The sequence below is a fragment of the Fictibacillus phosphorivorans genome (assembly GCF_023715845.1).
GTDB classification, from domain to species: domain Bacteria; phylum Bacillota; class Bacilli; order Bacillales; family Fictibacillaceae; genus Fictibacillus; species Fictibacillus phosphorivorans_D.
Genome location: NZ_JAMBOR010000002.1, coordinates 62458 through 89416, shown reverse-complemented (window position 1 = coordinate 89416; position 26959 = coordinate 62458). Strand labels below are relative to the sequence as shown.

The 26959-nt window shown below is 39.9% G+C and carries 23 protein-coding genes; all 23 read left to right on the top strand.

Translation table 11 applies throughout. The features are described 5' to 3' along the window. The first annotated feature begins 15 nt into the window (after nt 1–15). Nucleotides 16–2307, top strand: a complete 2292-nt coding sequence (infB, locus tag M3206_RS02040; protein ID WP_251310843.1) for a translation initiation factor IF-2 — start codon at nt 16–18, stop codon at nt 2305–2307. Next, entirely contained in the window at nt 2304–2582 is a 279-nt protein-coding gene (locus M3206_RS02035; RefSeq protein WP_251310842.1) for a DUF503 domain-containing protein, read from the top strand. Before infB ends, M3206_RS02035 begins: the two co-directional genes overlap by 4 nt. 30 nt (nt 2583–2612) lie before the next feature. Beyond that, on the top strand, nt 2613–2996 hold the full coding sequence (rbfA, locus tag M3206_RS02030; protein ID WP_251310841.1) for a 30S ribosome-binding factor RbfA: 384 nt from the start codon (nt 2613–2615) through the stop codon (nt 2994–2996). Between the two features lie 71 nt (nt 2997–3067). Continuing rightward, nucleotides 3068–3985 (top strand): tRNA pseudouridine(55) synthase TruB, encoded by a 918-nt coding sequence (gene truB / locus M3206_RS02025; protein WP_425590694.1) that lies wholly within the window; start codon nt 3068–3070, stop codon nt 3983–3985. A gap of 24 nt (nt 3986–4009) precedes the next feature. Beyond that, the gene (locus tag M3206_RS02020) at nt 4010–4951 is read left to right on the top strand and encodes a bifunctional riboflavin kinase/FAD synthetase (RefSeq protein ID WP_251310839.1); all 942 of its coding nucleotides are present in this window, start codon (nt 4010–4012) and stop codon (nt 4949–4951) included. A gap of 139 nt (nt 4952–5090) precedes the next feature. Continuing rightward, complete coding sequence (gene rpsO, locus M3206_RS02015; protein ID WP_251310838.1) at nt 5091–5360, top strand: 30S ribosomal protein S15; 270 nt, start codon at nt 5091–5093, stop codon at nt 5358–5360. A gap of 186 nt (nt 5361–5546) precedes the next feature. Next, a complete protein-coding gene (pnp, locus tag M3206_RS02010) occupies nt 5547–7661 on the top strand; it encodes a polyribonucleotide nucleotidyltransferase (protein WP_251310837.1) in 2115 nt (704 codons plus the stop codon). Between the two features lie 122 nt (nt 7662–7783). After that, nucleotides 7784–8758, top strand: coding sequence for a polysaccharide deacetylase family protein (locus M3206_RS02005; protein WP_251310836.1), 975 nt, complete (start codon nt 7784–7786; stop codon nt 8756–8758). A gap of 79 nt (nt 8759–8837) precedes the next feature. Further along, a complete protein-coding gene (locus M3206_RS02000; protein ID WP_251310835.1) occupies nt 8838–10079 on the top strand; it encodes a M16 family metallopeptidase in 1242 nt (413 codons plus the stop codon). A 536-nt stretch (nt 10080–10615) separates the two neighbouring features. Further along, nucleotides 10616–11509, top strand: coding sequence for a dipicolinic acid synthetase subunit A (gene dpaA, locus M3206_RS01995; protein WP_251310834.1), 894 nt, complete (start codon nt 10616–10618; stop codon nt 11507–11509). A 6-nt stretch (nt 11510–11515) separates the two neighbouring features. Next, a complete protein-coding gene (gene dpaB / locus M3206_RS01990; protein ID WP_251310833.1) occupies nt 11516–12103 on the top strand; it encodes a dipicolinate synthase subunit B in 588 nt (195 codons plus the stop codon). Nucleotides 12104–12248: 145 nt separating this feature from the next. After that, the gene (gene asd, locus M3206_RS01985) at nt 12249–13292 is read left to right on the top strand and encodes an aspartate-semialdehyde dehydrogenase (protein WP_251310832.1); all 1044 of its coding nucleotides are present in this window, start codon (nt 12249–12251) and stop codon (nt 13290–13292) included. Between the two features lie 21 nt (nt 13293–13313). Continuing rightward, entirely contained in the window at nt 13314–14579 is a 1266-nt protein-coding gene (gene dapG / locus M3206_RS01980; RefSeq protein ID WP_251310831.1) for an aspartate kinase, read from the top strand. A 12-nt stretch (nt 14580–14591) separates the two neighbouring features. Next, a complete protein-coding gene (gene dapA / locus M3206_RS01975) occupies nt 14592–15461 on the top strand; it encodes a 4-hydroxy-tetrahydrodipicolinate synthase (RefSeq protein WP_251310830.1) in 870 nt (289 codons plus the stop codon). Between the two features lie 247 nt (nt 15462–15708). After that, nucleotides 15709–17376: a ribonuclease J gene (locus tag M3206_RS01970; RefSeq protein ID WP_251310829.1), complete on the top strand. Its 1668-nt coding sequence runs from the start codon at nt 15709–15711 to the stop codon at nt 17374–17376. A gap of 96 nt (nt 17377–17472) precedes the next feature. Beyond that, nucleotides 17473–18213 carry a ClpP family protease gene (locus tag M3206_RS01965; RefSeq protein WP_251310828.1) on the top strand — a complete coding sequence of 247 codons (741 nt, stop codon included), beginning with the start codon at nt 17473–17475 and terminating at the stop codon, nt 18211–18213. Continuing rightward, on the top strand, nt 18210–18419 hold the full coding sequence (locus tag M3206_RS01960; protein WP_251310827.1) for a YlzJ-like family protein: 210 nt from the start codon (nt 18210–18212) through the stop codon (nt 18417–18419). The genes M3206_RS01965 and M3206_RS01960 overlap by 4 nt, the downstream gene beginning before the upstream one ends. Before the next feature lie 120 nt (nt 18420–18539). Then, entirely contained in the window at nt 18540–20906 is a 2367-nt protein-coding gene (locus M3206_RS01955) for a DNA translocase FtsK (RefSeq protein ID WP_251310826.1), read from the top strand. A 488-nt stretch (nt 20907–21394) separates the two neighbouring features. Further along, entirely contained in the window at nt 21395–22120 is a 726-nt protein-coding gene (locus M3206_RS01950; RefSeq protein WP_251310825.1) for a GntR family transcriptional regulator, read from the top strand. A 91-nt stretch (nt 22121–22211) separates the two neighbouring features. Continuing rightward, nucleotides 22212–23276, top strand: a complete 1065-nt coding sequence (locus M3206_RS01945) for a BMP family lipoprotein (RefSeq protein ID WP_285876655.1) — start codon at nt 22212–22214, stop codon at nt 23274–23276. A gap of 86 nt (nt 23277–23362) precedes the next feature. Then, on the top strand, nt 23363–24889 hold the full coding sequence (locus tag M3206_RS01940) for an ABC transporter ATP-binding protein (RefSeq protein WP_251310823.1): 1527 nt from the start codon (nt 23363–23365) through the stop codon (nt 24887–24889). Then, nucleotides 24879–25931 carry an ABC transporter permease gene (locus tag M3206_RS01935; protein WP_251310822.1) on the top strand — a complete coding sequence of 351 codons (1053 nt, stop codon included), beginning with the start codon at nt 24879–24881 and terminating at the stop codon, nt 25929–25931. Before M3206_RS01940 ends, M3206_RS01935 begins: the two co-directional genes overlap by 11 nt. Continuing rightward, nucleotides 25931–26893: an ABC transporter permease gene (locus tag M3206_RS01930; RefSeq protein WP_251310821.1), complete on the top strand. Its 963-nt coding sequence runs from the start codon at nt 25931–25933 to the stop codon at nt 26891–26893. Before M3206_RS01935 ends, M3206_RS01930 begins: the two co-directional genes overlap by 1 nt. The last annotated feature ends 66 nt before the right edge of the window (nt 26894–26959 follow it).

The following is a 26959-nucleotide window of genomic DNA, read 5'->3' as shown; positions in this document are numbered from 1 at the left end:
CACGGGGGTGAACATATGAGTAAAATACGCGTATACGAATATGCGAAACAGAAAAATGTTCAAAGTAAAGACATTATCGAGAAGCTAAAAACAATGGATGTTCATGTGGCGAATCATATGTCTATGATCGACCAGGCTGCTTTAACAAAGCTCGATGAAGCTTATCGTACAAAAGCTCAAAATGACCAGCCTGCAAAACCAAAAAAACAAAATCAACTCCCTAAAACAGATAAGAATAGAAACAACTCTGGTAACGACACCAAATCTAATAAAAAGGAAGTTCAAAAAGAGAGTAATATGAAAATAAAAAAAGAGACAGAAAATCGTAATTCATCACAGTCAAAAAGTCCGCAAACGCAAGGCTCAAAGCCTGGTAATTCTAATAACCAAAATGCTTCAAAGAACAACAATTCTAAAAACAACAACAACCGTAACCAAAATAACAACAGAAACAACAATAACCGAAATAATAACAACAAGAATCAAAATAGAAATAAACAAAACAGAGGCGGAGGCAACCAGCAGCAATCCGCTCAAAAGAAGGTTCTTGAAACGCCAAGCAAGATCACTTTTACAGAATCACTTCAAGTAGGTGAACTAGCGAAAAAATTAAATAAAGATACTTCTGAGATCATTAAGAAATTAATGGGTCTGGGCATCATGGCGACAATCAATCAAGAGCTTGATAAAGAAGCAATTGAACTAATCGCAGCTGATTATGATGTCGAAGTGGAAGAAGAAATCATCGTTGATGAAACAGAATTCGAAAACTACCAAGTCGTTGATGACGAAAAAGATATGGAAGTACGTCCACCAGTTGTAACGATTATGGGACACGTTGACCATGGTAAAACGACGCTTCTTGACGCTATTCGTAACACGAAAGTTACTGCAGGAGAAGCTGGTGGAATCACACAGCATATCGGTGCATACCAGATTACAAACAACGGAAAGAAAATTACGTTCCTTGATACTCCAGGGCATGCTGCATTTACAACGATGCGTGCACGGGGTGCTCAAGTAACCGATATTACGATTCTTGTTGTTGCTGCTGATGATGGTGTAATGCCGCAAACAGTAGAAGCGATCAACCACGCAAAAGCTGCTGGTGTACCGATTATCGTTGCTGTAAACAAGATGGATAAAGAGGCTGCTAACCCAGACAGAGTTATGCAGGAACTTACGGAACATGGTCTCGTTTCTGAAGCATGGGGCGGAGATACAATCTTTGTTAACGTTTCAGCGATTAAAGGTGAAGGAATCGATGACCTTCTTGAAATGATCAACCTTGTTTCAGAAGTTGAAGAATTAAAAGCTAACCCTAACCGAACAGCTTTTGGGACTGTAATCGAAGCACAACTAGACAAAGGTCGCGGTTCAGTTGCAACCCTTCTCGTACAATCAGGTACTTTAAACGTTGGGGATCCTATCGTTGTAGGACACACGTATGGCCGTGTCCGTGCGATGGTAAATGACCTTGGCCGCCGAGTGAAGTCTGTCGGACCATCTACTCCTGTTGAAATTACGGGATTAAATGACGTTCCGCAAGCCGGAGATCCGTTCATGGTATTCGCTGATGAGAAAAAAGCTCGCCAAGTTGGGGAAGCACGTTTCAAGAAACAACAGGATGCTCAACGTAAAGAATCTTCTAAGCTTAATCTTGATGACCTCTTTAACCAGATTAAAGAAGGTGAGATTAAAGATATCAACGTCATCATTAAAGGTGATGTTCAAGGTTCTGTTGAAGCCCTTGCAAGCTCCCTTCAAAAGATCGATGTTGAAGGTGTCAAAGTTAAAATCATCCACTCCGGTGTTGGAGCGATCAACGAATACGATATCATGCTAGCATCTGCTTCAAATGCAATCGTAATTGGTTTTAACGTTCGTCCGGATGCAGGTGCGAAACGTACTGCTGATGCAGAGAAGGTTGATGTTCGTCTTCACCGCATCATCTACAATGTGATTGAAGAGATTGAATCAGCGATGAAAGGTATGCTCGACCCTGAATTCGAAGAAAAAGTTATCGGTCAAGTTGAAGTAAGAACTACCTTTAAAGTATCAAAAGTTGGTACGATTGCCGGATGTTATGTGACTGAAGGTAAAATTACGAGAGATTCTACAGTTCGTTTAATTCGTGATGGCGTAGTTATCTATGAAGGGAAAATTGATGCGCTTAAACGTTTCAAAGATGATGCAAAAGAAGTAGCAGCTGGATACGAATGTGGTATTACTCTTGAAAAGTTCAATGACATCAAAGAAGGCGATATCATTGAAGCTTATATTATGGAAGAAATTAAAGTAAAATGATTGGATTATTAACGGTTGAGTTTTTTATATATGAAGCACAGTCGTTAAAAGATAAGCGTTCAGTTGTTCAAAAAACGGTTAACAGACTTCGGCAACGCTTTAATCTTGCTGTATCTGAAACTGGATTTCAGGATTTATGGCAACGTGCTGAGATAAGTATGGTAACCGTTTCTTCGGACAAAATAATAGCAGAAAAAGAATTGCAAAGAGCACTTGCAATGATTACATCTATTACTGAATTGGAAGTAACCAATTCTAAAGTGGAGTGGCTATAAGGCAAGTGGCAAGAAACGGGGTGTATAAATATGGGCACAATCCGTTCCAACCGTGTTGGGGAACAGATGAAAAAAGAGCTGACTGATATTATTGGCCGAAAACTTAAAGATCCCCGCGTTGGTTTTGTAACTGTTACGGCGGTTGATGTAACTGGTGACTTGCAGCAAGCGACTGTTTACGTATCTGTTTTTGGCGACAGTGAACAAAAAGAACAGACTTTGCGCAGTCTTGCTAAAGCTACTGGTTTTATCAGAACTGAGATTGGAAAACGTATTCGCATGCGAAAAACTCCGGATATCTTCTTTAAATTTGATGAATCCTTAAACTATGGAAGCAAGATCGAAAGTCTTCTAACTGAGATCAAGCGTGAAGACGAAGACAGCGAAGAAAACGAAGATCATCCGAAACCATAATAGCAAATGGATAGGCAATTACATAAATTGTCTATCCATTTTTTGCTTAAATGCAGATATGTTAAAGGAGAATGGATATGACTGTTAGGCAAGGCATTTTAGCACTTAAAAAACCTGCCGGAATGACATCACATGACTGCGTCGGAAAAATACGCAGGATCTTTTCAACCAAAAAGGTAGGACATACAGGAACGCTGGACCCGGAAGTTACAGGAGTGCTGCCTATCTGTATTGGCAGAGCAACAAAAATTGCCGAATATATGTCTGACTATGGCAAGGAATACATAGGAGAGGTTACACTGGGCTTCTCTACAGAGACAGAAGACGCCCATGGCGAAAAAGTCATGGAAAAACAAGTTGATGAAGATATAGACGTTAGTAAAATAAGAGAAATCCTGCAGTCTCTCACAGGCGAGATCGAACAAATTCCTCCTATGTATTCTGCAGTTAAAGTCAACGGTAAAAAACTATATGAATACGCAAGACAGGGACTTCAAGTTGAGAGGCCAAAACGAAAAGTAACAATCTATGAACTTGAACTGTTAAACGAGGAAAAAGTTTTACAAAAAGAAAATCCTGTATTTTCGTTTAGAGTTAAATGTTCAAAAGGCACATACGTACGTACTCTCGCTGTCACGATTGGTGAGAAGTTAGGTTATCCAGCTCATATGTCTTCTCTGATCAGAACGGCTTCAGGTCCTTTTTCCCTAAGGGACTGTGTTACATTCGAAGAGCTAGAAAACACAGAGTCAGCTTTGGAAAATTTCTTATTTCCCCTTGAGAAAGGAATCGCGCATTTTCCAAAATGGACGGTCGATGAAGCAACTGAGGCTCAAGTTAGAAATGGATCAGTGCTGCCAAAACCAAAAGAGTTGGAACAAAGTCCGTTTGGTGTATATAATGAAGAAGGAAAATGTCTAGCCATCTATCAGTTGCATCCTTCTAAACCTGGTTTGATAAAACCAGCAAAAGTGTTAGCCATTGAATAACGAAACAGGTTAGTAGGTGAGTTTTTGGAAACGATCGTCATTAATCATCCTCATCATTATGAAAAAGAAAATACCCCGCCAGTTATCTTAGCATTAGGGTATTTTGACGGTATTCATATCGGCCATCAGCGTGTGATCCGCACTGCTGTTGAACTTGCAGAAAAAAACGGAGCCATCCCTGCAGTTATGAGCTTTCATCCGCATCCGTCAGTTATATTAGGTAAAGCCGATGAAACGTGGACGTATATTACTCCGCTTGAGGAAAAGAAAAAGATTTTAGAAAGCATGGGTGTCAAACGCTTTTATCTTGTAAAATTTGATGCTGATTTTGCTTCACTTTCAACAAAGCAATTTGTTGATCAATATATTATCGGTTTGAACGCAAAGCATGTAGTGACTGGTTTCGACTTTACATATGGCCAATATGGAAAAGGGAACGTAGAGACCTTGGTTCATGAAGCTGAAGGTAATTTCGGCCAAACGGTAATCGAGAAGATCGAAGAAAACGGTCAAAAAATTAGTTCTACCCTCATTCGCCAATGCCTTCGAGAGGGGCATGTCGAGAACATCGTTCATTACCTGGGCAGAAGATATAAACTTAACGGGACAGTCGTACACGGTGATAAACGTGGCCGTACCATCGGCTTTCCTACAGCCAATCTAGAAACGGATGTCTATACCCTTCCAAAAGTGGGAGTATACGCTGTTGAAGTTGGTATTGATGGTGAAAAGTATTTTGCCATGGCTAATGTAGGATACAAACCGACTTTTAAGGATGACCAAAAAAGGCCGTCTTTGGAAGTTCACCTTTTTAATTTCCACAAAGAGATTTATGGGAAAACTATAAGTGTTACTTGGCTAAAAAGGATCAGGGATGAGAAGAAGTTTAGTTCAATCGAAGAATTAATTGAACAGCTAAAAACAGATAAGAATGAGACCTTATCCATCATCCAGTCAATGTGTTAAAAAAACTTGCATTTATCTCTTAAACAAGCTATGCTAATACATGTACATTTTTAATGTGCAAAATAACCATTGCTTGGCAAGTCGAGTCACCGACGCTTGCTCGGTAATAGGTGTTTCTAATATTAAGGAGGTGAAAAGGATGGCTATTACTCAAGAGCGTAAAAACGAACTAATCAACGAGTATAAGGTACATGATACGGACACTGGATCTCCAGAAGTTCAAATCGCTATCCTTACAGAACAAATTAATGAGTTGAATGATCACTTGCGTACACACAAGAAAGATCACCACTCACGTCGTGGTCTATTAAAAATGGTTGGTAAGCGCCGTAACTTGTTAACGTACCTACGTAACAAGGACATCACGCGTTACCGCGAATTGATCGGAAGACTAGGATTACGTCGTTAATCCAACAAAAGCGGGATTTAATCCCGCTTTTTTTATTGCAAGCAATACGAAAATAGACGCACCAGGAATATTTTATAACGGTTACTAAATTCTTTAAGTTTTTCTTTTTAGGAAGGACTACGTTAGGATATAATAGAACCATAAAATACTAGGATTTTTTAAGTGTTGAGAGGAGTACCAAGTATAATGGATCAACAAAAACGAACTTTTACCATGGACTGGGCGGGCAGAACGCTTACGTTCGAAATTGGAGAATTAGCAAAACAAGCAAATGGTGCTGTTATGGTCAGATATGGTGATACTGCAGTACTTTCAACTGCTGTTGCTTCAAAGCAGCCTAAAAATTTAAGTTTTTTCCCTTTGACAGTAAACTATGAAGAACGTTTATATGCAGTTGGTAAGATCCCTGGAGGATTTATTAAACGTGAAGGCCGTCCGAGTGAAAAAGCTGTTTTGGCAAGCCGCTTAATCGACCGACCGATTCGTCCTTTGTTCGCCGAAGGTTTCCGTAACGAAGTACAAGTTGTCAGCACCGTAATGAGTGTTGATCAAAATTGTTCTTCTGAAATGGCAGCAATGATCGGATCATCTCTTGCATTGTCTATTTCCGATATTCCTTTTGAAGGACCAATCGCAGGGGTTACTGTTGGACGAGTTGATGGAGAATTTGTAATCAACCCGACTGTTGAACAGAACGAGAAAAGTGATATTCAACTTATCGTAGCAGGGACCAAACACGCGATTAACATGGTTGAAGCTGGAGCAGAAGAAGTTTCTGAGGAAACAATGCTTGAAGCGATCATGTTCGGACATGAAGAGATCAAAAAATTAATTGCATTCCAAGAAGAAATTGTTTCTGAAATCGGAAAGGAAAAAATGGAAGTTGTTCTTCATGAACTGGATAAAGATCTTGAACAAGAGGTTCGCGATTTTGTCGGCAATGATGTAAAAGAAGCTGTAAAAGTTATCGAAAAACATGCACGTCAAGAAGCACTTGATGCAATTGGTGCAAATCTTGCGACGCGTTATGAAGAAGATGAAGAAAAAGCTAATGAAGCTAAAGAGATTCTACATAAGCTTATTAAAGAAGAAGTGAGACGCTTAATCTTGAAAGAGAAAATTCGTCCGGATGGAAGAAAAACGGATGAAATTCGCAAGCTTTCTTCTAGTGTAGGAGTTTTAGCTAGAACACATGGTTCTGGTCTGTTTACGCGAGGACAGACACAAGCATTAAGCATTTGTACATTAGGTGCTTTAGGTGATGTGCAGGTTCTAGACGGACTAGGTGTAGAAGAATCTAAGCGTTTTATGCATCAATATAATTTCCCTCCATTCAGTGTTGGTGAAACGGGCTTTATGCGTGGACCAGGAAGACGTGAAATCGGTCATGGTGCACTGGGTGAACGTGCTTTAGAACAAGTAATTCCTAATGAAGAAGAATTCCCGTACACGATTCGATTAGTTTCTGAAGTACTTGAATCTAACGGCTCTACTTCTCAAGCAAGCATTTGTGCAAGTACTTTGGCACTAATGGATGCTGGTGTACCAATCAAGTCACCAGTTGCAGGTATTGCGATGGGTCTGATTTCAGATGGTGAAGATGTTACTGTTCTAACAGATATTCAAGGTATGGAAGATCACCTAGGAGACATGGACTTTAAAGTAGCAGGTACACCAAACGGTATCACTGCTCTGCAAATGGATATTAAAATTTCAGGTATTAACCGTGAGATTCTTCAAGAAGCACTTACACAAGCAAAAGAAGGCCGTATGATCATCTTAGAATCTATGCTTTCTACGCTTTCTGAGTCTCGCACACATTTATCACAATATGCGCCTAAGATCTTAACAATGAAGATTAACCCTGACAAAATCCGGGATGTAATCGGGCCAAGCGGGAAAATCATTAATAAAATCATTGAAGAAACAGGCGTTAAGATCGACATCGAACAAGACGGTACGATCTTTATTGCTTCTACAGATGAGCCGATGAACAATAAAGCGAAAAAGCTTATTGAAGATATCGTAAGAGAAGTTCAAGTTGGCGAATACTATATGGGGAAAGTAAAACGGATTGAAAAATTCGGAGCTTTCGTTGAATTGTTCAGCGGCAAAGATGGATTGGTTCATATTTCCGAGCTGGCAGAAGAACGTGTAGGTAAAGTAGAAGACGTGGTTAAACTGGGTGACGAAATCCTTGTAAAAGTTATGGAGATCGATAACCAGGGACGAGTAAACTTATCACGCAAGGTAGTACTGAAAGAAGAAAAAGCAAAAAAAGAACAGCAGCAGAATGTTTAATTTTATTTCTGTAAAAGCCAGCCTTTAACAAGAGCTGGCTTTTTTCAATGCGGTCATATTATTCCAATCACGTTCTAACTTGTACAGGTTGTACATAACTTGGTTACAGGGAGGGGAGTAATGTGAAAAAATCAATTCTTCACTGGTCCGTCATCATCTTAATCATCACGGCAACTGTTATTTCGGTGCATAACCCATTTACAAGCACATATATCGAAAGTATTAAGGCGCAGAGTACAGCCGTTTCACAAATGAAATCAAACTCAATCTATGCACAGATAAAAGAGAAAGCGAAACAATTGAATAAACCGCCTCAAAATGCGCAGATTGATCCTGTTTGGAAAGCCACTCCCGGCTATAATGGACTAGTTGTAGATATGGAAGAATCATTTAAGGCAATGAAAAAAATAGATAAATTCGATGAAAAAAAATTAGTAGTCAAACAGATCGAGCCGACTGTTCATTTAGATGATTTGCCTGCATCTCCCATCTATCGAGGTAATCCTGAAAAACCTATGGTAACCCTTCTTGTAAATGTTGCTTGGGGTAATGAACATCTGCCCGGAATCTTGCAAACGATGAAAAAGAATAATGTTCGTTCCACTTTCTTTTTAGATGGTTCATGGGTAAAAAAGAATCCTTCTTTAGCAAAAATGATTGCGGAAGAGGATCATGAAATCGGTAACCATGCATATTCCCATCCAGATTTGAAGAAAATGACGAATACGAGGATTACCGAAGAATTGAAACAAACCAATGAAGTGATTCATGCCACACTGGATAAAAAGCCAAAATGGTTTGCACCGCCAAGTGGAAGCTACCGTACTGATGTCGTAAAGATCGCGGATGATCTTAATATGAAAACCATACTTTGGTCTGTCGATACCGTAGACTGGAGAAATCCAAATCCGGATGAGATGGTAGAAAGAGTTCTGAATAAGGTACATCCGGGAGCCATGGTCCTTATGCACCCAACAGCGTCAACAGCCTCGGGTTTAGATAAACTCATAAAAGGTATCAAAGCCAAGGGGCTCAGTATTGGTACTGTAACAGAGCTCATGGATGAGAAGCGATTACTTCCAAAACCAATCAAGTAAAGTTGTGCAGGAGTTATGATAATGGTATATTGTTCCTATGATTAGTAGTGGCAGATTTGACAGCTAGGGGGAAACAAGTTTGATTAAAAAACATATATGTTCTAACGGCGTTCGCGTCGTTTTGGAGAACATTCCTACTGTACGCTCGGTAGCGATAGGGGTATGGATTGGAACAGGATCCAGGTTTGAAAACACAAAAAATAACGGTATCTCTCACTTTTTGGAGCACATGTTTTTCAAAGGTACAAAAACAAGAACGGCAAGAGAGATAGCGGAATCGTTTGACAGCATCGGTGGTCAAGTAAATGCTTTTACTTCGAAAGAATACACATGTTATTATGCAAAAGTTCTTGATACACATGCTCCATATGCATTGGAAGTATTAGCTGACATGTTCTTTAACTCAACATTTGATGAAGGTGAATTATTAAAAGAAAAAAATGTTGTACTAGAAGAGATAAAAATGTATGAAGATACACCTGATGATATCGTTCATGACATGCTTAGCCGAGCAAGCTTTCAAAATCATGAACTCGGTTTTCCGATCTTAGGTACAGAGGAAACCCTTCATACATTTAACGGGAACACACTGCGTGATTATATGAATACACATTATGTTCCTGAAGAAGTTGTTATTTCAATAGCTGGAAATATTGATGAATCCTTTACTCAAGAAGTAGAAAAGTATTTCGGAGGCTACAAGCCAAGTTCTATAACGAAAGCAGAAACAAATTCTCCGGTATTCCATCCGGAAAAATTGGCACGTAAGAAAGAAACAGAACAAGCTCATCTATGTTTAGGTTTTCCGGGTCTTTCTCTGAAGGACAAACGAAGCTATAGCTTGATCATCCTTAATAATATTTTTGGCTCTAGCATGTCTAGCCGTCTTTTTCAGGAAGTAAGAGAACAAAAAGGACTTGCTTACTCTGTCTTTTCCTATCATTCGGCGTTTCAGGATAACGGAATCTTTACGATCTATGGCGGAACTGCACCTAATCAGCTCGATGAGTTGTATGATACCATTACGAATATCTTGGAGGATTTAAACGAAAACGGAATCACAGACAAAGAATTAAAAAATTCCAAAGAGCAAATAAAAGGGAACTTGATGCTTAGCCTAGAGAGCACAAACAGCCGCATGAGCAGAAATGGTAAGCATGAATTAATCTTAGGCTATCATCGTACTTTAGATGATATGGTTGAATCTATCGATCAAGTTTCAAAAGAAGATGTAAACAAGCTGATTCATTCTATATTTAATGAAGGTTGTTCAGCATCACTAGTCAGTCCATCAGGAGAACTTCCAAAAGGATTGCAATAAAAAAATGATGACATGTTAAAATCCGGGATTTATTCCGGATTTTTTTATTTTTGTAGTTCCTATAACTAGAATGTTATGGAATGCTTTGTTGCTTTAGGTAGTAGTTGATTTCCTCTCCAGGTTGCTCTCTTTCCGCGGGGCGTGCGGTGAGCCTCCTGCCGCTTTGCGCTCTAATCAACTGATATTGAAAGTAAAACATTTAAAAATGAAAAAACGTTTGTAAACATTTATAAAGTAGCTGAAATCAACAACTTCCTTATAGCTCTAATAAACACTTTCAAAGGCAAGTTTTTTTAAGTTCAAAAATGGGCTTTGCGTTTCTCCAATGCCCCAAACAAGGCCGTTAATAGTGAATATAATGATGTTGATTGATACCAATAGTTCATGAAGACTATAAATTGTGACCTTAATGATAAATAAGTAATGCCGTTGTAAAGTGGGGTATTGAGTAACCAGATAGGCGCTTCGTTCATACTATGATGAACGTGGATAGCAATTCCCCTGCAGTAAGGAACAACGGAGAAAGGGGAGAAAGAATGTTAACGGATTTGCAGATCGCTGTATTAGGCGGCGATGCGAGGCAGCTAGAAGTAATCAGGAAGTTAACAGAACTAGACGCGGTACTTACACTTATTGGCTATGACCAGCTTGATCATGGTTTTACTGGTGCCTCAAAGATGGATATAGATGAAGTCGATTTCTCAAAGTTAGACAGTATTATATTGCCTGTAAGTGGAACGGGGCTGCAGGGTGAGATTGATACGATCTTTTCTAATCGAAAAATTGTATTAACAGAAGAAATGCTGAAAAAAACAAAGAGTCACTGCCAGATTTTTTCAGGAATTAGCAATTCTTATCTTGATACGATCACTGCCAACAGCAATCGAAAGCTTACAAAATTATTCGAAAGAGACGATGTTGCCATATATAACAGCATACCTACAGTTGAAGGTACGATTATGATGGTAATTCAACATACCGATATAACGATTCATCAATCAAACACGGTTGTCCTGGGATTCGGTCGTATTGGTATGAGTGTAGCAAGAACTTTTCAAGCTCTTGGAGCACGTGTAAAGGTAGGAGCTAGAAGATCAGAGCATATGGCGAGGATTTCAGAAATGGGAATGACTCCTTTTCATCTAGACGATCTAAAAAATGAAGTTTACGAAACAGATGTGTGTATCAACACCATTCCTTCACAGATCGTAAATGCTGACGTCATCTCAAAATTCCCGTCACACACGTTAATTGTTGATTTGGCTTCGAAGCCGGGGGGTACAGATTTCCGTTACGCAGAAAAACGGGGGATTAAAGCTTTATTAGCTCCGGGGTTGCCTGGAATAGTAGCTCCTAAAACAGCAGGGAAAATTGTTGCTAATGTTCTTTCGCAGCTGTTAATCAATGAATTTTATAAGCGAAAGGGGTAGTTTTTCATGGATTTTAATGGGAAGCATATCGGCTTTGGATTGACCGGTTCACATTGCACATATGACGCAGTTTTTCCTCAGATCCAAAAACTTGTTGACCTTGGTGCAAAAGTGACGCCTTTTTTCACGCATACGGTGATGCATACTAGTACACGTTTTGGAACTGAGGGAGAGTGGGTGGAAAAAATTAAAGAGATTACAGGCAATGAACCTGTAGATTCTATTGTAAAAGCAGAACCATTCGGACCAAGGACTCCATTGGATTGTATGGTTATCGCTCCTCTTACAGGAAACTCCATCAGTAAATTTGCCAATGCGATGACTGATTCGCCCGTACTAATGGGAGCTAAAGCGACACTAAGAAATCAGAAGCCAGTCGTACTTGGAATTTCAACTAATGATGGTCTAGGTTTAAATGGTATTAACATAATGAGACTTATGGCAACTAAAAATATTTACTTCATTCCATTCAGCCAAGATGATCCCGTTAGAAAACAAAATTCATTGGTTGCGCATATGGATACATTAGTTGAAACAATTGAACACGCTCTGCAAGGTAAGCAGCTTCAGCCAGTTCTAAGAATGATAGATTGAAACAACAGAAGAAAATCCGTTCATAACCGAGCAGTTTATGATAAAATATGATAAATTATATGGATTAACAGGGAGAAACCATACAATTGTGTTTCTCCTTCTGTTGTAGCTTGCTTACCTTAAACGATAAAGGAGTCAATAAAAGATGAGTCAAAAATCATACCACGTAGCAGTAGTAGGTGCGACTGGAGCAGTCGGCCAGCAAATGTTAAACACTTTAATTGAAAAGAACTTTCCGATCGGTAAGTTATCCCTTCTTGCTAGTAAAAGGTCTGCAGGACAGGTCATCACATATAAAGGGGAATCCCATACGATACAGGAAGCAACACCTGAAGCTTTTGAAGGAGTTGACCTTGCATTATTTTCCGCTGGAGGATCCGTTTCTAAAGCACTAGCTCATGAGGCAGTAAAGAGGGGTGCAATTGTTGTGGATAATACGAGCGCCTTCCGGATGGATCCAAATGTGCCTTTGGTTGTACCTGAAGTTAATGAACAAGATTTATTGAAACATAATGGAATTATTGCGAATCCAAATTGCTCTACTATTCAAATGGTAGTTGCACTTCAGCCACTTCACGAAAAATATGGTTTAAAAAAGGTAATCGTCTCTACTTATCAAGCCGTTTCAGGAGCGGGTGCCAAAGCAGTTGAAGAATTAAAAGAGCAATCTAAAGCGATTTTAAACGACGAGCCTTTCGAAGCTTCGATCATGCCTTGTGCTTCAGATAAAAAGCATTATCAAATCGCGTTTAACGCAGTTCCTCAGATTGATAAGTTTGAAGAGAACGGTTATACATTTGAAGAATTAAAAATGATGAATGAAACAAAGAAAATCATGCACTTAGAAAACTTGGAGATTGCTGCAACTTGCGTGCGTCTGCCAGTTGAAACCGGGCACTCTGAATCCCTATATGCTGAGTTCGAAAATGGTAATCCAACTGTAGAAGAGATTAAAGAAGTACTAAAGTCTGCTCCTGGTATAACTTTACAGGATCAGCCGGAAGAACAGATCTATCCGATGCCTTCCCTAGCAGCAGGATTACCTGATGTTTTTGTTGGACGTATTCGTAAAGATCTAGATCGTGATAACGCTTATCATATGTGGGTTGTGTCAGATAATCTATTAAAAGGTGCTGCATACAATTCAGTACAGATTGCAGAAAGTTTGATCAAGTTAAACTTGCTTTAATTTCATAAAGAAGGTGCATTCATGAAGATTATCGTTCAAAAATTTGGAGGAACTTCTTTAAAAGAAGAAACGGGCCGCAGGGAAGCAGTCCGTCATATAAAAAAAGCAGTAGATGACGGTTATAAAGTAGTATGTGTGGTTTCTGCGATGGGAAGGTCAGGAGATCCTTACGCAACAGATACTTTGTTGAGCCTGTTAGATGAGAATAACAATATAACTAATCGTGAACAGGATCTCCTTTTATCTTGCGGTGAAATTATTTCGTCGGTCGTCTTTTCAGGTTTGTTGAATTCCTCAGGTATACGTGCTGCTGCATTGACAGGACCGCAAGCAGGGTTTCGTACGAATGATGATTTTTCCAACGCGAGAATCATCGATATGAAATGTGAACGACTCAGAGCAGAACTAGAAAATCAATCTGTAGTCGTTGTAGCCGGCTTTCAAGGTCAATCCAAGAGCGGAGATATTGCAACCCTTGGAAGAGGGGGAAGCGATACGAGTGCTGCAGCCCTTGGCGCAGCCCTTCAAGCAGAATTCATAGATATTTTTACCGATGTGGAAGGAGTCATGACAGCTGACCCGAGACTCGTTAAAGATGCAAGACCGCTATCTGTTGTAACATACGCAGAAATCTGTAACATGGCCTATCAAGGGGCTAAAGTTATTCATCCGAGAGCAGTAGAAATTGCGATGCAGGCAAAAATTCCGCTTCGTATCCGTTCTACTTATTCAGATTTGCCAGGAACCCTTGTAACTTCTTCATTAAAAGGTCCGGCAGGAAAAGATGTGCAGGAATCCATCATAACGGGGATCGCACACGTTTCTAACATCACACAGATTAAAGTGTATGCAAATGACGGTCAGTATGATCTCCAGACAAAGGTATTTAAAGCTATGGCGCAAGAACAGATCTCAGTCGATTTTATTAACATCTCTCCTAAAGGTGTTGTTTACACGATCATGGAAGATAAGACGGATCAGGCGCTTCGAAAACTTAAAGAGATCGGCTATGAACCCGATGTAACAAGAAACTGTGCAAAAGTGTCAGCGGTAGGCGCTGGTATTGCTGGTACACCAGGTGTAACAGCAGCAATCGTTGAATCTCTTTCAAGCAGAAATATTCAGATTCTCCAATCAGCTGACTCCCATACTACAATCTGGGTACTGGTTAAAAAGGAAGATCTGATTGAATCTGTGAATGCTCTTCATACAACTTTCCGCTTAAATGAAGAAGGGATTACGACGAACTTGCAAGAAATTGTACAGCAGCAGTTTAATGAGTATTGAGGAGTGAAAGGAATGAATTTTGGAAGTATTAGCACGGCGATGGTTACACCCTTTGACAGTAAAGGGAATATTGATTTCGAAAAAACAACAAAACTAGTTAATCATTTGATAGATAATGGCAGTGAAAGTCTCGTTGTTGCAGGTACTACAGGAGAATCACCAACCCTTTCAAATGAAGAAAAATTAGCGCTATTTAAGCATGTTGTAAAATCGGTTAATGGCAGAGTACCTGTCATTGCAGGTACAGGCAGCAACAATACAAAAGCGTCGATCGATCTTTCTAAGAAGGCCGAAGAAACAGGCGTTGATGCGATCATGATTGTCGCTCCTTATTACAACAAACCTAGTCAGGACGGTATTGTTGCCCATTTTAAAGCGATTGCAGGCTCTGTAAATCTGCCGGTTATGGCATATAACGTTCCTGGAAGATCTGTTGTTTCGTTTTCAGCGGATACTGTTATCAAACTTGCTGAGATTCCCAACGTTATTGCACTAAAGGATGCAGGCGGCAACTTAGATGTTATGGCTGAAATCATCGAAAAAACACCTGATGACTTTTACGTTTACAGTGGAGATGATGGATTGACTTTACCGTCATTAGCCATTGGAAGTGCAGGAATTGTATCTGTAGCATCACATGTAATTGGAAATGAAATGCGTTCGATGATCGATAGCTTTAAAAATGGAGATAACGCAGAAGCAGCACGAAAGCATCGTAAATTACTCCCAGTTATGAATGAATTGTTTAAAGCTCCGAGTCCTGCTCCTGTAAAAACAGCCTTACAATTAAAAGGACTTGATGTAGGAGGAGTAAGACTCCCATTACTACCATTGAACCAAGAGGAAAGAGCTTCACTTGCAGCGCATCTAAATGAACTTTAAAAAAACAAACCGGATTTCCGGTTTGTTTTTTTGTTCTCTGTATTTGAGGTTTCCATGTTGTTATAAAAAGCTAGTATCCCTAAGCAAATAGTAGTTATTCCACATGCACCCGTGTTACCGAACAAAGCCCTTTATTTCAATTGTTACCTCCTCAGTCTTGTTTTGTAATCCTCTGATAAGTTATAATGATTTTAAGTGACGTGATCGGGATAAATTTTTTACATACAACCTAGGAGGAATATACACATTGTCAAAACAAAATAGAGAGAAAATTAAAGTTTTTGCCCTGGGCGGAGTAGGTGAGATCGGCAAAAACATGTATGTAGTGGATACGGGTGAAGAAATTTTTGTTATGGATTCCGGTCTGATGTTCCCGCAAGAGGAAATGCTCGGAATTGATATCGTCATTCCGGATGTAACTTACTTAAAGGAAAACATTGAACGAGTAACAGGAATTTTCTTGACTCATGCCCACGAAGACCATATTGGAGGACTTCCTTATGTCTTAAGACAAGTTCCCGTTCCTATTTATGGGACACGCTTGACATTAGGGCTTGTTGAAGCAAAGTTAAAAGAAGCAGGTCTGTTGCGTTCAACAGAACTGAACTTAATCGAAACCAATCAAAAGTTATCATTTAATAGCGCAAAAGTTAGTTTTTTTCATGTCAATCATAGTATTCCAGACGCAGTCGGTATTGCAATTCACACGTCACAGGGAGTTATTGCAAATACTGGTGATTTTAAGATTGATCATACACCGATTGATGGACAACATACGGAGTTTGGAAAAATATCAGCTCTTGCAGAGGAAGGGGTTCTTTGCCTTCTTTCCGACAGCACGAATGCAGAACGACCAGGTTCCACTGGGCCTGAAGCTCAAGTTGGACAAGAGATTCTAGATGTTTTTCAGGCTGCAAAAGGACGTATTATTATTGCTTCCTTTGCATCGAATGTACATCGTGTACAACAAGTGATGAATGCAGCAGCCAAGACGAACCGTAAAGTCGCTGTTAATGGCCGAAGCATGGTGAAGGTAGTCGATATTGCCTCACAGCTTGGTTATTTGAATATTGAAAAAGATCTGCTCATTACAATCGATCAAGCAAACGATTACAGTGATGAAAAAGTTGTCATTCTGACGACAGGAAGCCAAGGAGAATCTATGGCTGCCTTGTCCAGAATGGCACAAAAATCTCATAAGCAAATTGCACTGCGTCCTTCTGATACCGTTGTTATTGCCGCTACCCCGATACCTGGTAATGAAACTTCTGTCGCTAAAATGGTTGATAAATTAATGCGCACAGGTGCTGATGTTATTTTCGGACAGAAAAAGGTACACGTTTCAGGACATGGAAGTGCAGAAGAGCTGAAATTTATGCTTAGTTTGATGAAACCTAAATATTTCATTCCGGTTCATGGCGAATACAAAATGCAAAAGGCCCATCAGAAGCTTGCGATTGAAGTTGGGGTAGAAAAAGACAATATCTTTATCATCGATAAAGGAGAAGTCGTAGAATTTGCTAACGGACAGGCTCAAAAGACTGGAAAAGTTCCTTCAGGAAATGTCCTTGTAGACGGATTAGGTGTTGGTGATATTGGGAATATCGTACTCCGTGACCGCAAACTTTTATCTCAAGACGGTATTCTTGTAGTGGTAGTAACGATCAGCAAGAATTCACATCAGCTTGTTTCAGGGCCAGAAATCATTTCACGAGGCTTTGTATACGTGCGTGAAAGTGAAGCGCTTCTTCAAGAGGCAAATACGAAAGTACGAGAAGTTCTTGAAAAATGTATGAGTGAGAACATGAAAGAATGGTCTAGTTTGAAATCCAATGTTAGAGATACATTAAGTCAGTATCTATTTGAAAAAACAAAAAGAAGACCAATGATCATGCCGATCATTATGGAGATTTAACCTGCTGTTTTCAAGCAGGTTTTTTTATTTTCTTATCATACGTTTGAAAATAACGCCCATACTAAGAAGAACTAAACGTGAAGGGGTGAAGAAAATATGGACCAGTCACCACAACCAGAAGCACCACAAGATGCTCCGCAGAAGAAAGATGAAAGCTCAGGTTTGATCCAAAAGATTCAATCTTTAGGGCAAACAAGCGTGCCTCAGATGGAAGGTTCGAGCGTCCACTGTTTAACCATTGTTGGACAGATTGAAGGCCATATGCAGTTGCCGCCAAATAATAAAGCAACAAAATATGAACATTTAATTCCTCAACTTGTTGCGATCGAACAGAATCACAAGATCGAAGGTTTACTTGTCATACTAAATACGGTCGGTGGGGACGTAGAAGCTGGCCTTGCAATTTCTGAGATGATAGCTTCCCTGTCAAAGCCAAGCGTTTCTCTCGTGCTTGGTGGAGGTCATTCAATTGGTGTACCGATCGCAGTCAGCTCAGATTACTCTTTCATCGTTCCTACGGCTACAATGACGATTCATCCTGTTAGACTAACAGGGTTAGTAATCGGTGTGCCGCAAACCTTTGAATATCTTGATAAAATGCAGGAAAGAGTCATTTCATTTGTAACCAGCCATTCTAAGATAAGTGAAGAACGTTTTAAAGAGCTGATGTTTTCAAAAGGAAATCTAACGAGAGATATCGGTACGAACGTAATCGGAACGGATGCGGTAAAAGATGGGCTGATTAATGAGGTTGGCGGATTAGGTCAGGCGATAAAAAAACTAAACGAACTAATAGAAGATCAAAGAAAAACAGAAACGGATGGTATTAAACAATGATTTTGTATACCATGCAGCCTTATGAATTGATGTTTCCTGAAGAAGGAAACAATAGAGCGATGCAGAATGTAATACTTTATAATAATGTTCCTGTACTTGTTGAACGAGATGGAGAAGAGACTAGAATCGTTCAAATCATGAGTACAGACCCTTCACATTATTTATTAGAAGACTGCCAGCCTGGAATGACGCTGCGAAACTTTTAATTAGACACCTAAGAAATATGCTATACTATTGTGAGCAGCCTTTCTATATGCAGGGCTGCTTTTCTTTCCTTTTTTTATACATACATAAAGATTAAACAGCATAGTAGTGAGGTGAAATTGGTGGCAAAAAATAAAAAAAAGAAAGCGAAAAATAAAGCGCGATGGAAAGAGCAGCTGACCTTTGAGATAACCGGATTATCATTATTAGCTCTTGCATCGTTGGGTCTGGCTAAGATGGGGAATGTCGGTATGGCATTCGTGCATCTATTACGTTTCTTTAGCGGTGAATGGTACGGTGTTTTGCTGTTAGCCTGTATTTTATTATCTCTATATCTGATTTGGAAAAGAAGTTTTCCTGTTTTGGTTTCAAAAAAATTAACAGGTATTTATATTTTATTTTTTTCCTTCCTTGTACTTAGTCATCTAACATTATTTGAACATTTAACGAATGGCGGAGATTGGAAGGATGCATCTGTTATACGAAACACATGGGATTTGTACTGGATTCAGCTTCAAGGTACAACAGCTGCTAATGATCTTGGCGGGGGTATTATTGGTGCTATAGGTTTTGCCTTATTTTACTTTTTATTTGGAGCAGGCGGTACGAAGCTTGTAATCTTTTTCTTAATTATTGGAAGCCTTCTCTTGATAACAGGTAAATCACTTTCTGGTATGATGCAGAAGTTCGTAACGAGTATTAATGAAACAAATGCAAAATTAAAAGAAATTATTGTCGAAAAGAAAAATGCCATTGCTGAAGAACGTGCAAAAAAGGCACGTGAACCTAAGAAATTAAAACCAGCTTCACAAGATCTTGACGATGAATCAGAGACGGAAGAAATTATTATTGCGGAAGAACCTGTGATCGAAGATTTTACGAAAAGGGTTCATCAAACAGATAGTGGTGTTCAACTAAAATTCGGTTCTCAAAGCTTTGATGATTCTAATGAACCACCAAAGAAGAATGCTGGTGAACAAGCTGAGAGTGAACCTTCAATATCACCTCTTCCCACTAACTTTGAGGATGAAGTCATTCAGAACGAACATTACAAGCTTCCTTCGATGAAACATCTGCGTACTCCTCATAACAGTGGACAGCATAAGGACAAACAGTATGCAGCAAGTAAAAGCAATGCAAAAAAACTAGAAAAAACATTTGAAAGCTTCGGGGTAAAAGCAAAAGTGCTCAAAGTTCATCTAGGTCCAGCAGTTACTAAATATGAAGTATATCCCGATGTCGGAGTAAAAGTAAGTAAAATCGTTAATCTTTCAGATGATCTAGCTTTAGCACTTGCGGCAAAAGATATAAGGATTGAAGCGCCTATCCCAGGGAAATCTGCTGTAGGTATCGAAGTTCCGAACAGCGAAATCTCAATGGTAACCTTAAGAGAAGTATTGGAGGCACCGCAGTTTTCTGGCCAAAAATCACCCCTTGCCATCGGGCTTGGACGAGATATCTCTGGGGAACCGATCATTGCAGACCTTTCCAAGATGCCCCATCTTCTCGTAGCTGGTGCAACAGGAAGCGGAAAAAGTGTCTGTGTTAATGGAATCATTACAAGCATTCTCATGCGGGCTAAGCCACATGAAGTAAAAATGATGATGATCGATCCAAAGATGGTCGAGCTCAATATGTATAATGGGATCCCGCATCTATTAGCGCCTGTTGTAACAGAGCCTAAGAAAGCAGCTCAAGCACTTAAACGTGTCGTGTCCGAGATGGAAAGAAGATATGAATTATTTTCTCACAGCGGAACCCGAAACATTGAAGGGTACAATGAATCGATAAGAAAGCAAAATGGAAAAAGTGACGCAAAACAGCCATTTCTGCCTTATATCGTCGTCATTGTCGATGAACTTGCTGACCTGATGATGGTCGCTTCAGGCGATGTGGAAGATGCCATCACCCGCCTTGCTCAGATGGCGCGTGCTGCAGGAATCCATCTTATTATCGCAACACAAAGACCATCCGTTGATGTTATTACAGGAGTAATTAAAGCGAACATTCCTTCACGAATCGCATTTAGTGTATCCTCTCAAACCGATTCAAGAACCATCTTGGATATGGGTGGAGCCGAAAAACTTCTTGGAAGAGGAGATATGCTATTTTTCCCTTCCGGCGCTTCAAAACCTGTCCGTGTTCAGGGTGCATTCTTGTCGGATGAAGAAGTTGAAACCATTGTAGAGCACTGTGTCAGTCAGCAAAAAGCACAGTATCAGAAAGAAATGATTCCAACTGAAGAAGCAGAACCAGCTGTAATGGAATCAGAAGATGAACTCTTTTCAGATGCAGTCAAGCTCGTTGTAGACATGCAGACAGCTTCCGTTTCCATGCTGCAAAGAAGGTTCCGAATCGGTTATTCCCGAGCAGCAAGACTGATCGACGCGATGGAATCAAAAGGAATCGTCGGACCATACGAAGGATCAAAACCGCGTGAAGTCCTCATCTCAGCCATCCCAGAAGAAAAAGAAGCATCAAGTTCATAAAAAAACGGGCATTCATAGCCCGTTTTTTCCTATATTAGCCCCTATTAATTACTAGTATTGTTAATTGAAATAAAGGTTGATTTCTACACGGTTATTTACTTTAAAGATGTTTTCTTTTCCTCTTTCTATGCTAGGTGATTGGAGTGCAAAGTGCGAGACTCCTGCGGGACGAGCGGTCAGGTGGAGACTCCTAATGGCGCAAAGCGGCAGGAGGTTCACCGCACGCCCCGCGGAAAGGGAGGATATGGAGCACAGATCAACAACTTATAAGCATCCTGAAGCCTAATTCAACAAATCACAAAAAGCTACTCTGCATAAAGAAAAGCCTGTATTGATTAACTTTTTCTTCAAAAATTGGAAAAAGAAAATAATACCTATTAAAAATTTGTAAAAATAGTATTTATTTATAGAATTAAAAATGGTATATTAATGTCGATTATTCAAACAATTTGTCATACGTCGAACAACTTAATTAAGGTGGTTTTGAAATGTCTATAAAAGTAGACCATCGCTTGTTATATATAAAAGTGATAGAGAAGTTAAAGAAAGATATTGAAGAAGGCATTTATAAAGAAGGTGAAAAGTTGCCTTCAGAATTTGAACTCTCCAAACAACTGGGGATCAGCCGAGCTACCTTGAGGGAAGCACTCCGCATTTTAGAAGATGAAAACGTCCTCATCCGTAAACATGGTGTTGGAACTTTTGTTCGGACAAGAGCACTATTTTCTTCTGGTATTGAAGAACTGTACAGTGTTACCGATATGATTGAAAGAGGCGGAAAGAAAGCAGGTACCATTTTCCTTTCTTCCCAGACGACAGAGGTAACAGATGAACTTCTTGCAAAGTTTAATAACTCACTCCCAGACGGCCTCATGGTGATGGAACGTGTTCGGACGGCAGATGGAGAACCAGTGGTGTTCTGCAAGGATCTTATCCCTGCACAACTGTTCCCGGCTAAGGGGCTTCATGAATATGAATCTTTCTTAGAAATGTTAGAAAAGGAAACGGGAAGACGTGTAATGTATGCGGTTACAAACATAGAACCAATTGGATATCATGATCGAATTTCTGAAATTCTTGAGAGTGATGCAGCGGTTCCGTTGTTAGTGTTAAAACAGACACACTACGATCAGTATGATGAACCTGTTCTTTATTCTTGCAATTACTTTAGATCTGATAAATTTCAATTCTCTGTTTTAAGAAAGCGCTTTTAACTTAAGTCTTTTTTAGGGGGTGATGGGGGTCCTTATTCGTAGCACCTAGGTAAGTTATAAAAATGAAAACATTTTTTAGGGGGAAATGAAATTGAAAAAGAAATTAGGCTTGATGGTAACGGCAATGCTTACTGCTGGTACAATCCTTGCGGGTTGCGGAAATTCTGAAGAAGGTAAGTCTGGTGGGGAGGCGAAAAAAGGTTTTAAAGTAGCCATGGTTACGGATACTGGCGGTGTTGATGATAAATCATTCAACCAATCTGCTTGGGAAGGTTTAAAAAAATTCGGAAAAGATAACAACCTTGAAGAAAATAAAGGGTTCAAGTATTTACAGTCTACGGCTCAAAGTGATTACAAGCCTAACTTAAACTCTTTAATTCGTCAAAAGTATGATCTTGTTTTCGGAATCGGCTTCTTGATGGGGACTGATGTAGAAACAGTTGCGAAACAACAGCCTGATGCACAGCTTGCCATCGTCGACATGGTTGTTAAAGGCGATAACGTAGCAAACATCACGTTTGCTGAACATGAAGGATCTTTCTTGGTTGGTTTAATTGCAGGAATGCAAACAACATCTAACAAAGTTGGTTTTGTTGGAGGAGTAGACTCTGAGCTTATTAAAAAGTTCGAAAACGGATTTAAAGCAGGTGTGAAAACTGCAAATCCTGATGCTGAAATTCTAGTTCAATATGCTGAAGACTTTAACAAAGCGGAAAAAGGACAACAGATCGCAAATACATTCTATGAGCAAGGTGCTGACATTATCTATCATGCTGCTGGCGGAACAGGAATGGGTGTATTCACGGAAGCTAAAAACCGTAAGAAGAACGGTGAAAATGTTTGGGTAATCGGTGTTGACCGTGACCAGCACGAAGAAGGTATGCCAGAGGGTGTAACTCTTACTTCAATGGTTAAACGTGTAGACCAAGCGGTATATGAAGTTTCTGAGCAAACAGCTGCTGGTAAATTCCCAGGTGGAGAAATTGTAGAATTCGGTCTTAAAGAAGATGGAGTAGGTATTGCTCCAACTAAAGACAACGTTAAAGAAGACTCACTTAAATCAGTTGAAGAATACAAGAAGAAAATCATCGACGGTGAAGTGAAAGTTCCTAAGACTGATGCTGAGTTTGAAGAATTTGTAAAAAATCTTAAGTAAACGCTATGTAACTATTTGAATAACTGGCCAGGACTTGGCAGAAGCCAAGTCCTTCCTTATGTATTTAAAGGGGGGACATCATTAGAATGGAATACGTAATTGACATGCGGAATATCCGCAAAGAGTTTCCGGGAATCGTAGCGAATGACAATATTACTCTTCAGGTTAAAAAGGGTGAGATCCATGCTCTTTTGGGCGAGAACGGTGCTGGAAAGTCCACGCTTATGAACGTCTTATTCGGACTATACGAGCCTGAACAAGGTGAGATTTACGTAAAGGGCAATAAAGTGGTGAACAATGATCCGAATATTGCCAACTCACTTGGAATTGGAATGGTTCATCAACACTTTATGCTCGTCGATAAATTTACGGTTACAGAAAATATTATTCTTGGAAAAGAGCCAACAAAGGGCGGGAAAGTAGATCTTCATACAGCCGCTAAAGAAGTTCAAGCACTTTCTGATCAATATGGGCTTAGAGTAGATCCTTATGCAAAAGTTGAGGACATCTCAGTTGGGATGCAGCAGCGAGTTGAAATCTTAAAGACACTATATCGCGGTGCAGATATCTTGATATTTGATGAACCTACAGCCGTTTTAACACCTCAGGAGATTTTAGAACTGATTCAGATTATGAGAAAACTAGTTAGTGAAGGAAAATCCATCATTCTCATCACTCATAAATTGAAGGAAATTATGGAAGTATGCGACCGCTGTACAGTTATTAGAAGAGGTAGAGGTGTTGGTACAGTTGACGTTAAGGATTCAAATCCTGATTCGTTAGCAGCTATGATGGTTGGACGTGAAGTGAATTTTACCGTTATTAAAGGAATTTCAGAACCCAAAGAGTCTGTTTTAACGATAAAAGATCTTATTGTTTTGGACAGCAGAAAAGTGCCTGCTGTAAACGGATTGAATCTGACTGTAAAAGCCGGAGAGATTGTCGGGATTGCAGGTGTCGATGGAAATGGTCAATCAGAACTTTTAGAAGCAATAACTGGACTTAGAAAAATAAATGAAGGATCCATTCATTTAAGAGATAAAGATATTACAAATCTCACACCTAGAAGCGTTACTGCTAGCGGCCTTGCTCATATACCACAAGACCGTCACAAACATGGACTTGTTTTAGATTTTTCAGTTGGAGAGAACATGGTATTGCAAACCTATTATCAGAAGCCTTTTTCTAAAAACGGAATTCTGAAATTTTCGCCAATTTTTGAGAAGGCAGAAAAACTAATCTCTGAATATGACGTTCGAACTCCTGATGCATTTACACCTGCAAGGGCATTGTCAGGAGGAAATCAGCAAAAAGCGATCATAGCAAGAGAAGTGGACCGTGATCCAGACTTCTTGATTGCGGCACAGCCTACTCGCGGACTGGACGTTGGGGCGATTGAATTCATCCATTCTAAGCTGATTGAACAGCGTGACAAAGGAAAAGCAGTGCTCCTTGTATCGTTTGAACTTGATGAGATTATTAATGTGAGTGATCGCATTGCTGTTATGTATGAAGGTAAAATCGTTGCAGTCGTTGATCCGAAAGAAACAACTGAACAAGAACTTGGACTATTGATGGCTGGCGGAAAGAGAGGTACTGTACATGCAGAATAAAAATAAAAAACTAAAACTTCTTGTGCCTCTTGTATCAGTTTTCTTAGGCCTATTAATCGGCGGAATCATCATGCTGTTAAGTGGATATCCACCCATTGAAGCATACATTGCTCTGTTCCAAGGGATTGTAGGAGATTCGTATGTAATTGGTGAAACGATCAGGCAAATGTCACCCCTTATTCTTTCAGGTCTTGCCGTTGCATTTGCTTTTCGCACAGGATTATTTAATATCGGTGTTGAGGGACAGCTTTTAGTTGGATGGCTCGCTGCGGTTTATGTGGGTGTTACGGTAGATGCACCAGCGGTTCTACACATTCCTCTTGCTATTCTTGCTGCTGCTGTAGCCGGAGCATTATGGGGAGCGATCCCTGGTATATTGAAAGCAAGATTTAAAGTACATGAAGTTATTACAACAATCATGATGAACTATATCGCGCTTTACTCGACGAACGAAATCATTCGCAGCTTTTTGCTTGCTCCAGGTGAGCGAACAGAGAATGTTAAAGAATCTGCATCACTTGCTTCACCATTCTTACAGAGCATCACGCAATATTCAACTTTGCATTACGGTATCATCGTAGCATTAGTTGCAGCAGTGATCATGTGGTTCTTGCTTTGGAGAACGACGATGGGGTATGAACTTCGTGCAGTTGGATTCAATCAACATGCGTCGCAGTATGCTGGTATCAATGTATCAAAAAATATTATTTTATCCATGGCCATCTCAGGCGCTTTTGCTGGAATTGCTGGAAGTATGGAAGGTCTTGGAACGTATCAGTACATGACGATTAACGCGGCATTTACAGGTGTTGGTTTTGATGGAATCGCAGTAGCTCTTCTAGGGGCAAACAGCGCGATTGGAGTCGTACTTGGTGCAGCACTATTCGGTGGATTAAAGATCGGAGCACTCAACATGCAGTCTATCGCAGGTGTTCCAACAGAGCTAGTTGGAGTCGTGATCGCACTTATCATCTTCTTTGTTGCATGCAGTTATATCGTTCACTGGCTGATGAACCGTGTAAGCAAAGGGGGTAAAATCTAATGAGCTTTATGGATATTCTTGCACTAATCATCCCTGCTGCGATCGTTTCAGCAGCTCCACTGATCTTCACAGCGTTAGGCGGTGTCTTCAGTGAACGTTCAGGTGTTGTAAATATCGGGTTAGAAGGTTTGATGCTGTTTGGTGCTTTTACAGGAGCGGTAACGATTTATTATGGAGAACAACTTGGATTAGGTGACGCTTCTCCATGGGTAAGCTTTATAGTTGCCATGATCGTAGGGGCCATGCTTGCGTCCATTCACGCACTAGCAAGTATCACTTTAAAAGCAGATCAAGTCGTATCCGGTGTTGCTTTAAATTTTTTAGCTGCTGGACTTGCTATCTTCTTGACGAAAAAAATCTTTAATGCCGGGCAAACGCCTGTAATTTCGGAAAGAATCTCAAAAAGCAATATTCCGTTCTTATCGGATATTCCGATTATCGGAAAGCTTTTCTTCTCTAACGCGTACCTAACTTCTTATGTGGCTGTAGGAGTAGCATTCATCGTCTGGTATGTATTATATAAAACACCATTCGGACTGCGTTTACGCTCTGTGGGTGAACACCCGATGGCCGCAGATACGATGGGTATTAACGTAACGAAAGTACGCTATATCGGCGTTTTATTAAGTGGAGCTCTTGCAGGTCTTGGAGGAGCAGTATACGTGGCTTCAATCTCCGGTAACTTTACACACTCAACCATTACCGGACAGGGATTTATGGCACTTGCTGCAATGATATTTGGTAAGTGGCATCCACTAGGAGCTTTAGGGGCAGCTTTGTTCTTTGGATTGGCTCAAGCGATTAGTATCTCGGGATCTCATATTCCGTTTTTACAAGATATCCCGAAAGTTTTCTTGTTGATCGCTCCATACGTCCTTACAATCCTTGCATTAGCAGGTCTTGTTGGACGAGCAGATGCACCAAAAGCTCTTGGAACTCCTTACGAAAAAGGAAAAAGATAATAGTTCAAAAAGTTCGCCTGCTGGCGGACTTTTTTTCTTTTGAAAAAGGGATTGTCATGGTGAGTA

Excerpts from the sequence above, each read along its gene's own strand:
- M3206_RS02035 (WP_251310842.1), top strand. The coding sequence starts at position 2,304 with ATGATTGGATTATTAACGGTTGAGTTTTTTATATATGAAGCACAGTCG.
- M3206_RS01940 (WP_251310823.1), top strand. The coding sequence starts at position 23,363 with ATGGAATACGTAATTGACATGCGGAATATCCGCAAAGAGTTTCCGGGA.
- rpsO (WP_251310838.1), top strand. The coding sequence starts at position 5,091 with ATGGCTATTACTCAAGAGCGTAAAAACGAACTAATCAACGAGTATAAG.
- M3206_RS01950 (WP_251310825.1), top strand. The coding sequence starts at position 21,395 with ATGTCTATAAAAGTAGACCATCGCTTGTTATATATAAAAGTGATAGAG.
- asd (WP_251310832.1), top strand. The coding sequence starts at position 12,249 with ATGAGTCAAAAATCATACCACGTAGCAGTAGTAGGTGCGACTGGAGCA.
- M3206_RS01930 (WP_251310821.1), top strand. The coding sequence starts at position 25,931 with ATGAGCTTTATGGATATTCTTGCACTAATCATCCCTGCTGCGATCGTT.
- M3206_RS01965 (WP_251310828.1), top strand. The coding sequence starts at position 17,473 with ATGGACCAGTCACCACAACCAGAAGCACCACAAGATGCTCCGCAGAAG.
- truB (WP_425590694.1), top strand. The coding sequence starts at position 3,068 with ATGGATATGACTGTTAGGCAAGGCATTTTAGCACTTAAAAAACCTGCC.
- M3206_RS01935 (WP_251310822.1), top strand. The coding sequence starts at position 24,879 with ATGCAGAATAAAAATAAAAAACTAAAACTTCTTGTGCCTCTTGTATCA.
- infB (WP_251310843.1), top strand. The coding sequence starts at position 16 with ATGAGTAAAATACGCGTATACGAATATGCGAAACAGAAAAATGTTCAA.
- dpaB (WP_251310833.1), top strand. The coding sequence starts at position 11,516 with ATGGATTTTAATGGGAAGCATATCGGCTTTGGATTGACCGGTTCACAT.
- rbfA (WP_251310841.1), top strand. The coding sequence starts at position 2,613 with ATGGGCACAATCCGTTCCAACCGTGTTGGGGAACAGATGAAAAAAGAG.
- pnp (WP_251310837.1), top strand. The coding sequence starts at position 5,547 with ATGGATCAACAAAAACGAACTTTTACCATGGACTGGGCGGGCAGAACG.
- dapA (WP_251310830.1), top strand. The coding sequence starts at position 14,592 with ATGAATTTTGGAAGTATTAGCACGGCGATGGTTACACCCTTTGACAGT.
- dpaA (WP_251310834.1), top strand. The coding sequence starts at position 10,616 with ATGTTAACGGATTTGCAGATCGCTGTATTAGGCGGCGATGCGAGGCAG.
- dapG (WP_251310831.1), top strand. The coding sequence starts at position 13,314 with ATGAAGATTATCGTTCAAAAATTTGGAGGAACTTCTTTAAAAGAAGAA.
- M3206_RS01960 (WP_251310827.1), top strand. The coding sequence starts at position 18,210 with ATGATTTTGTATACCATGCAGCCTTATGAATTGATGTTTCCTGAAGAA.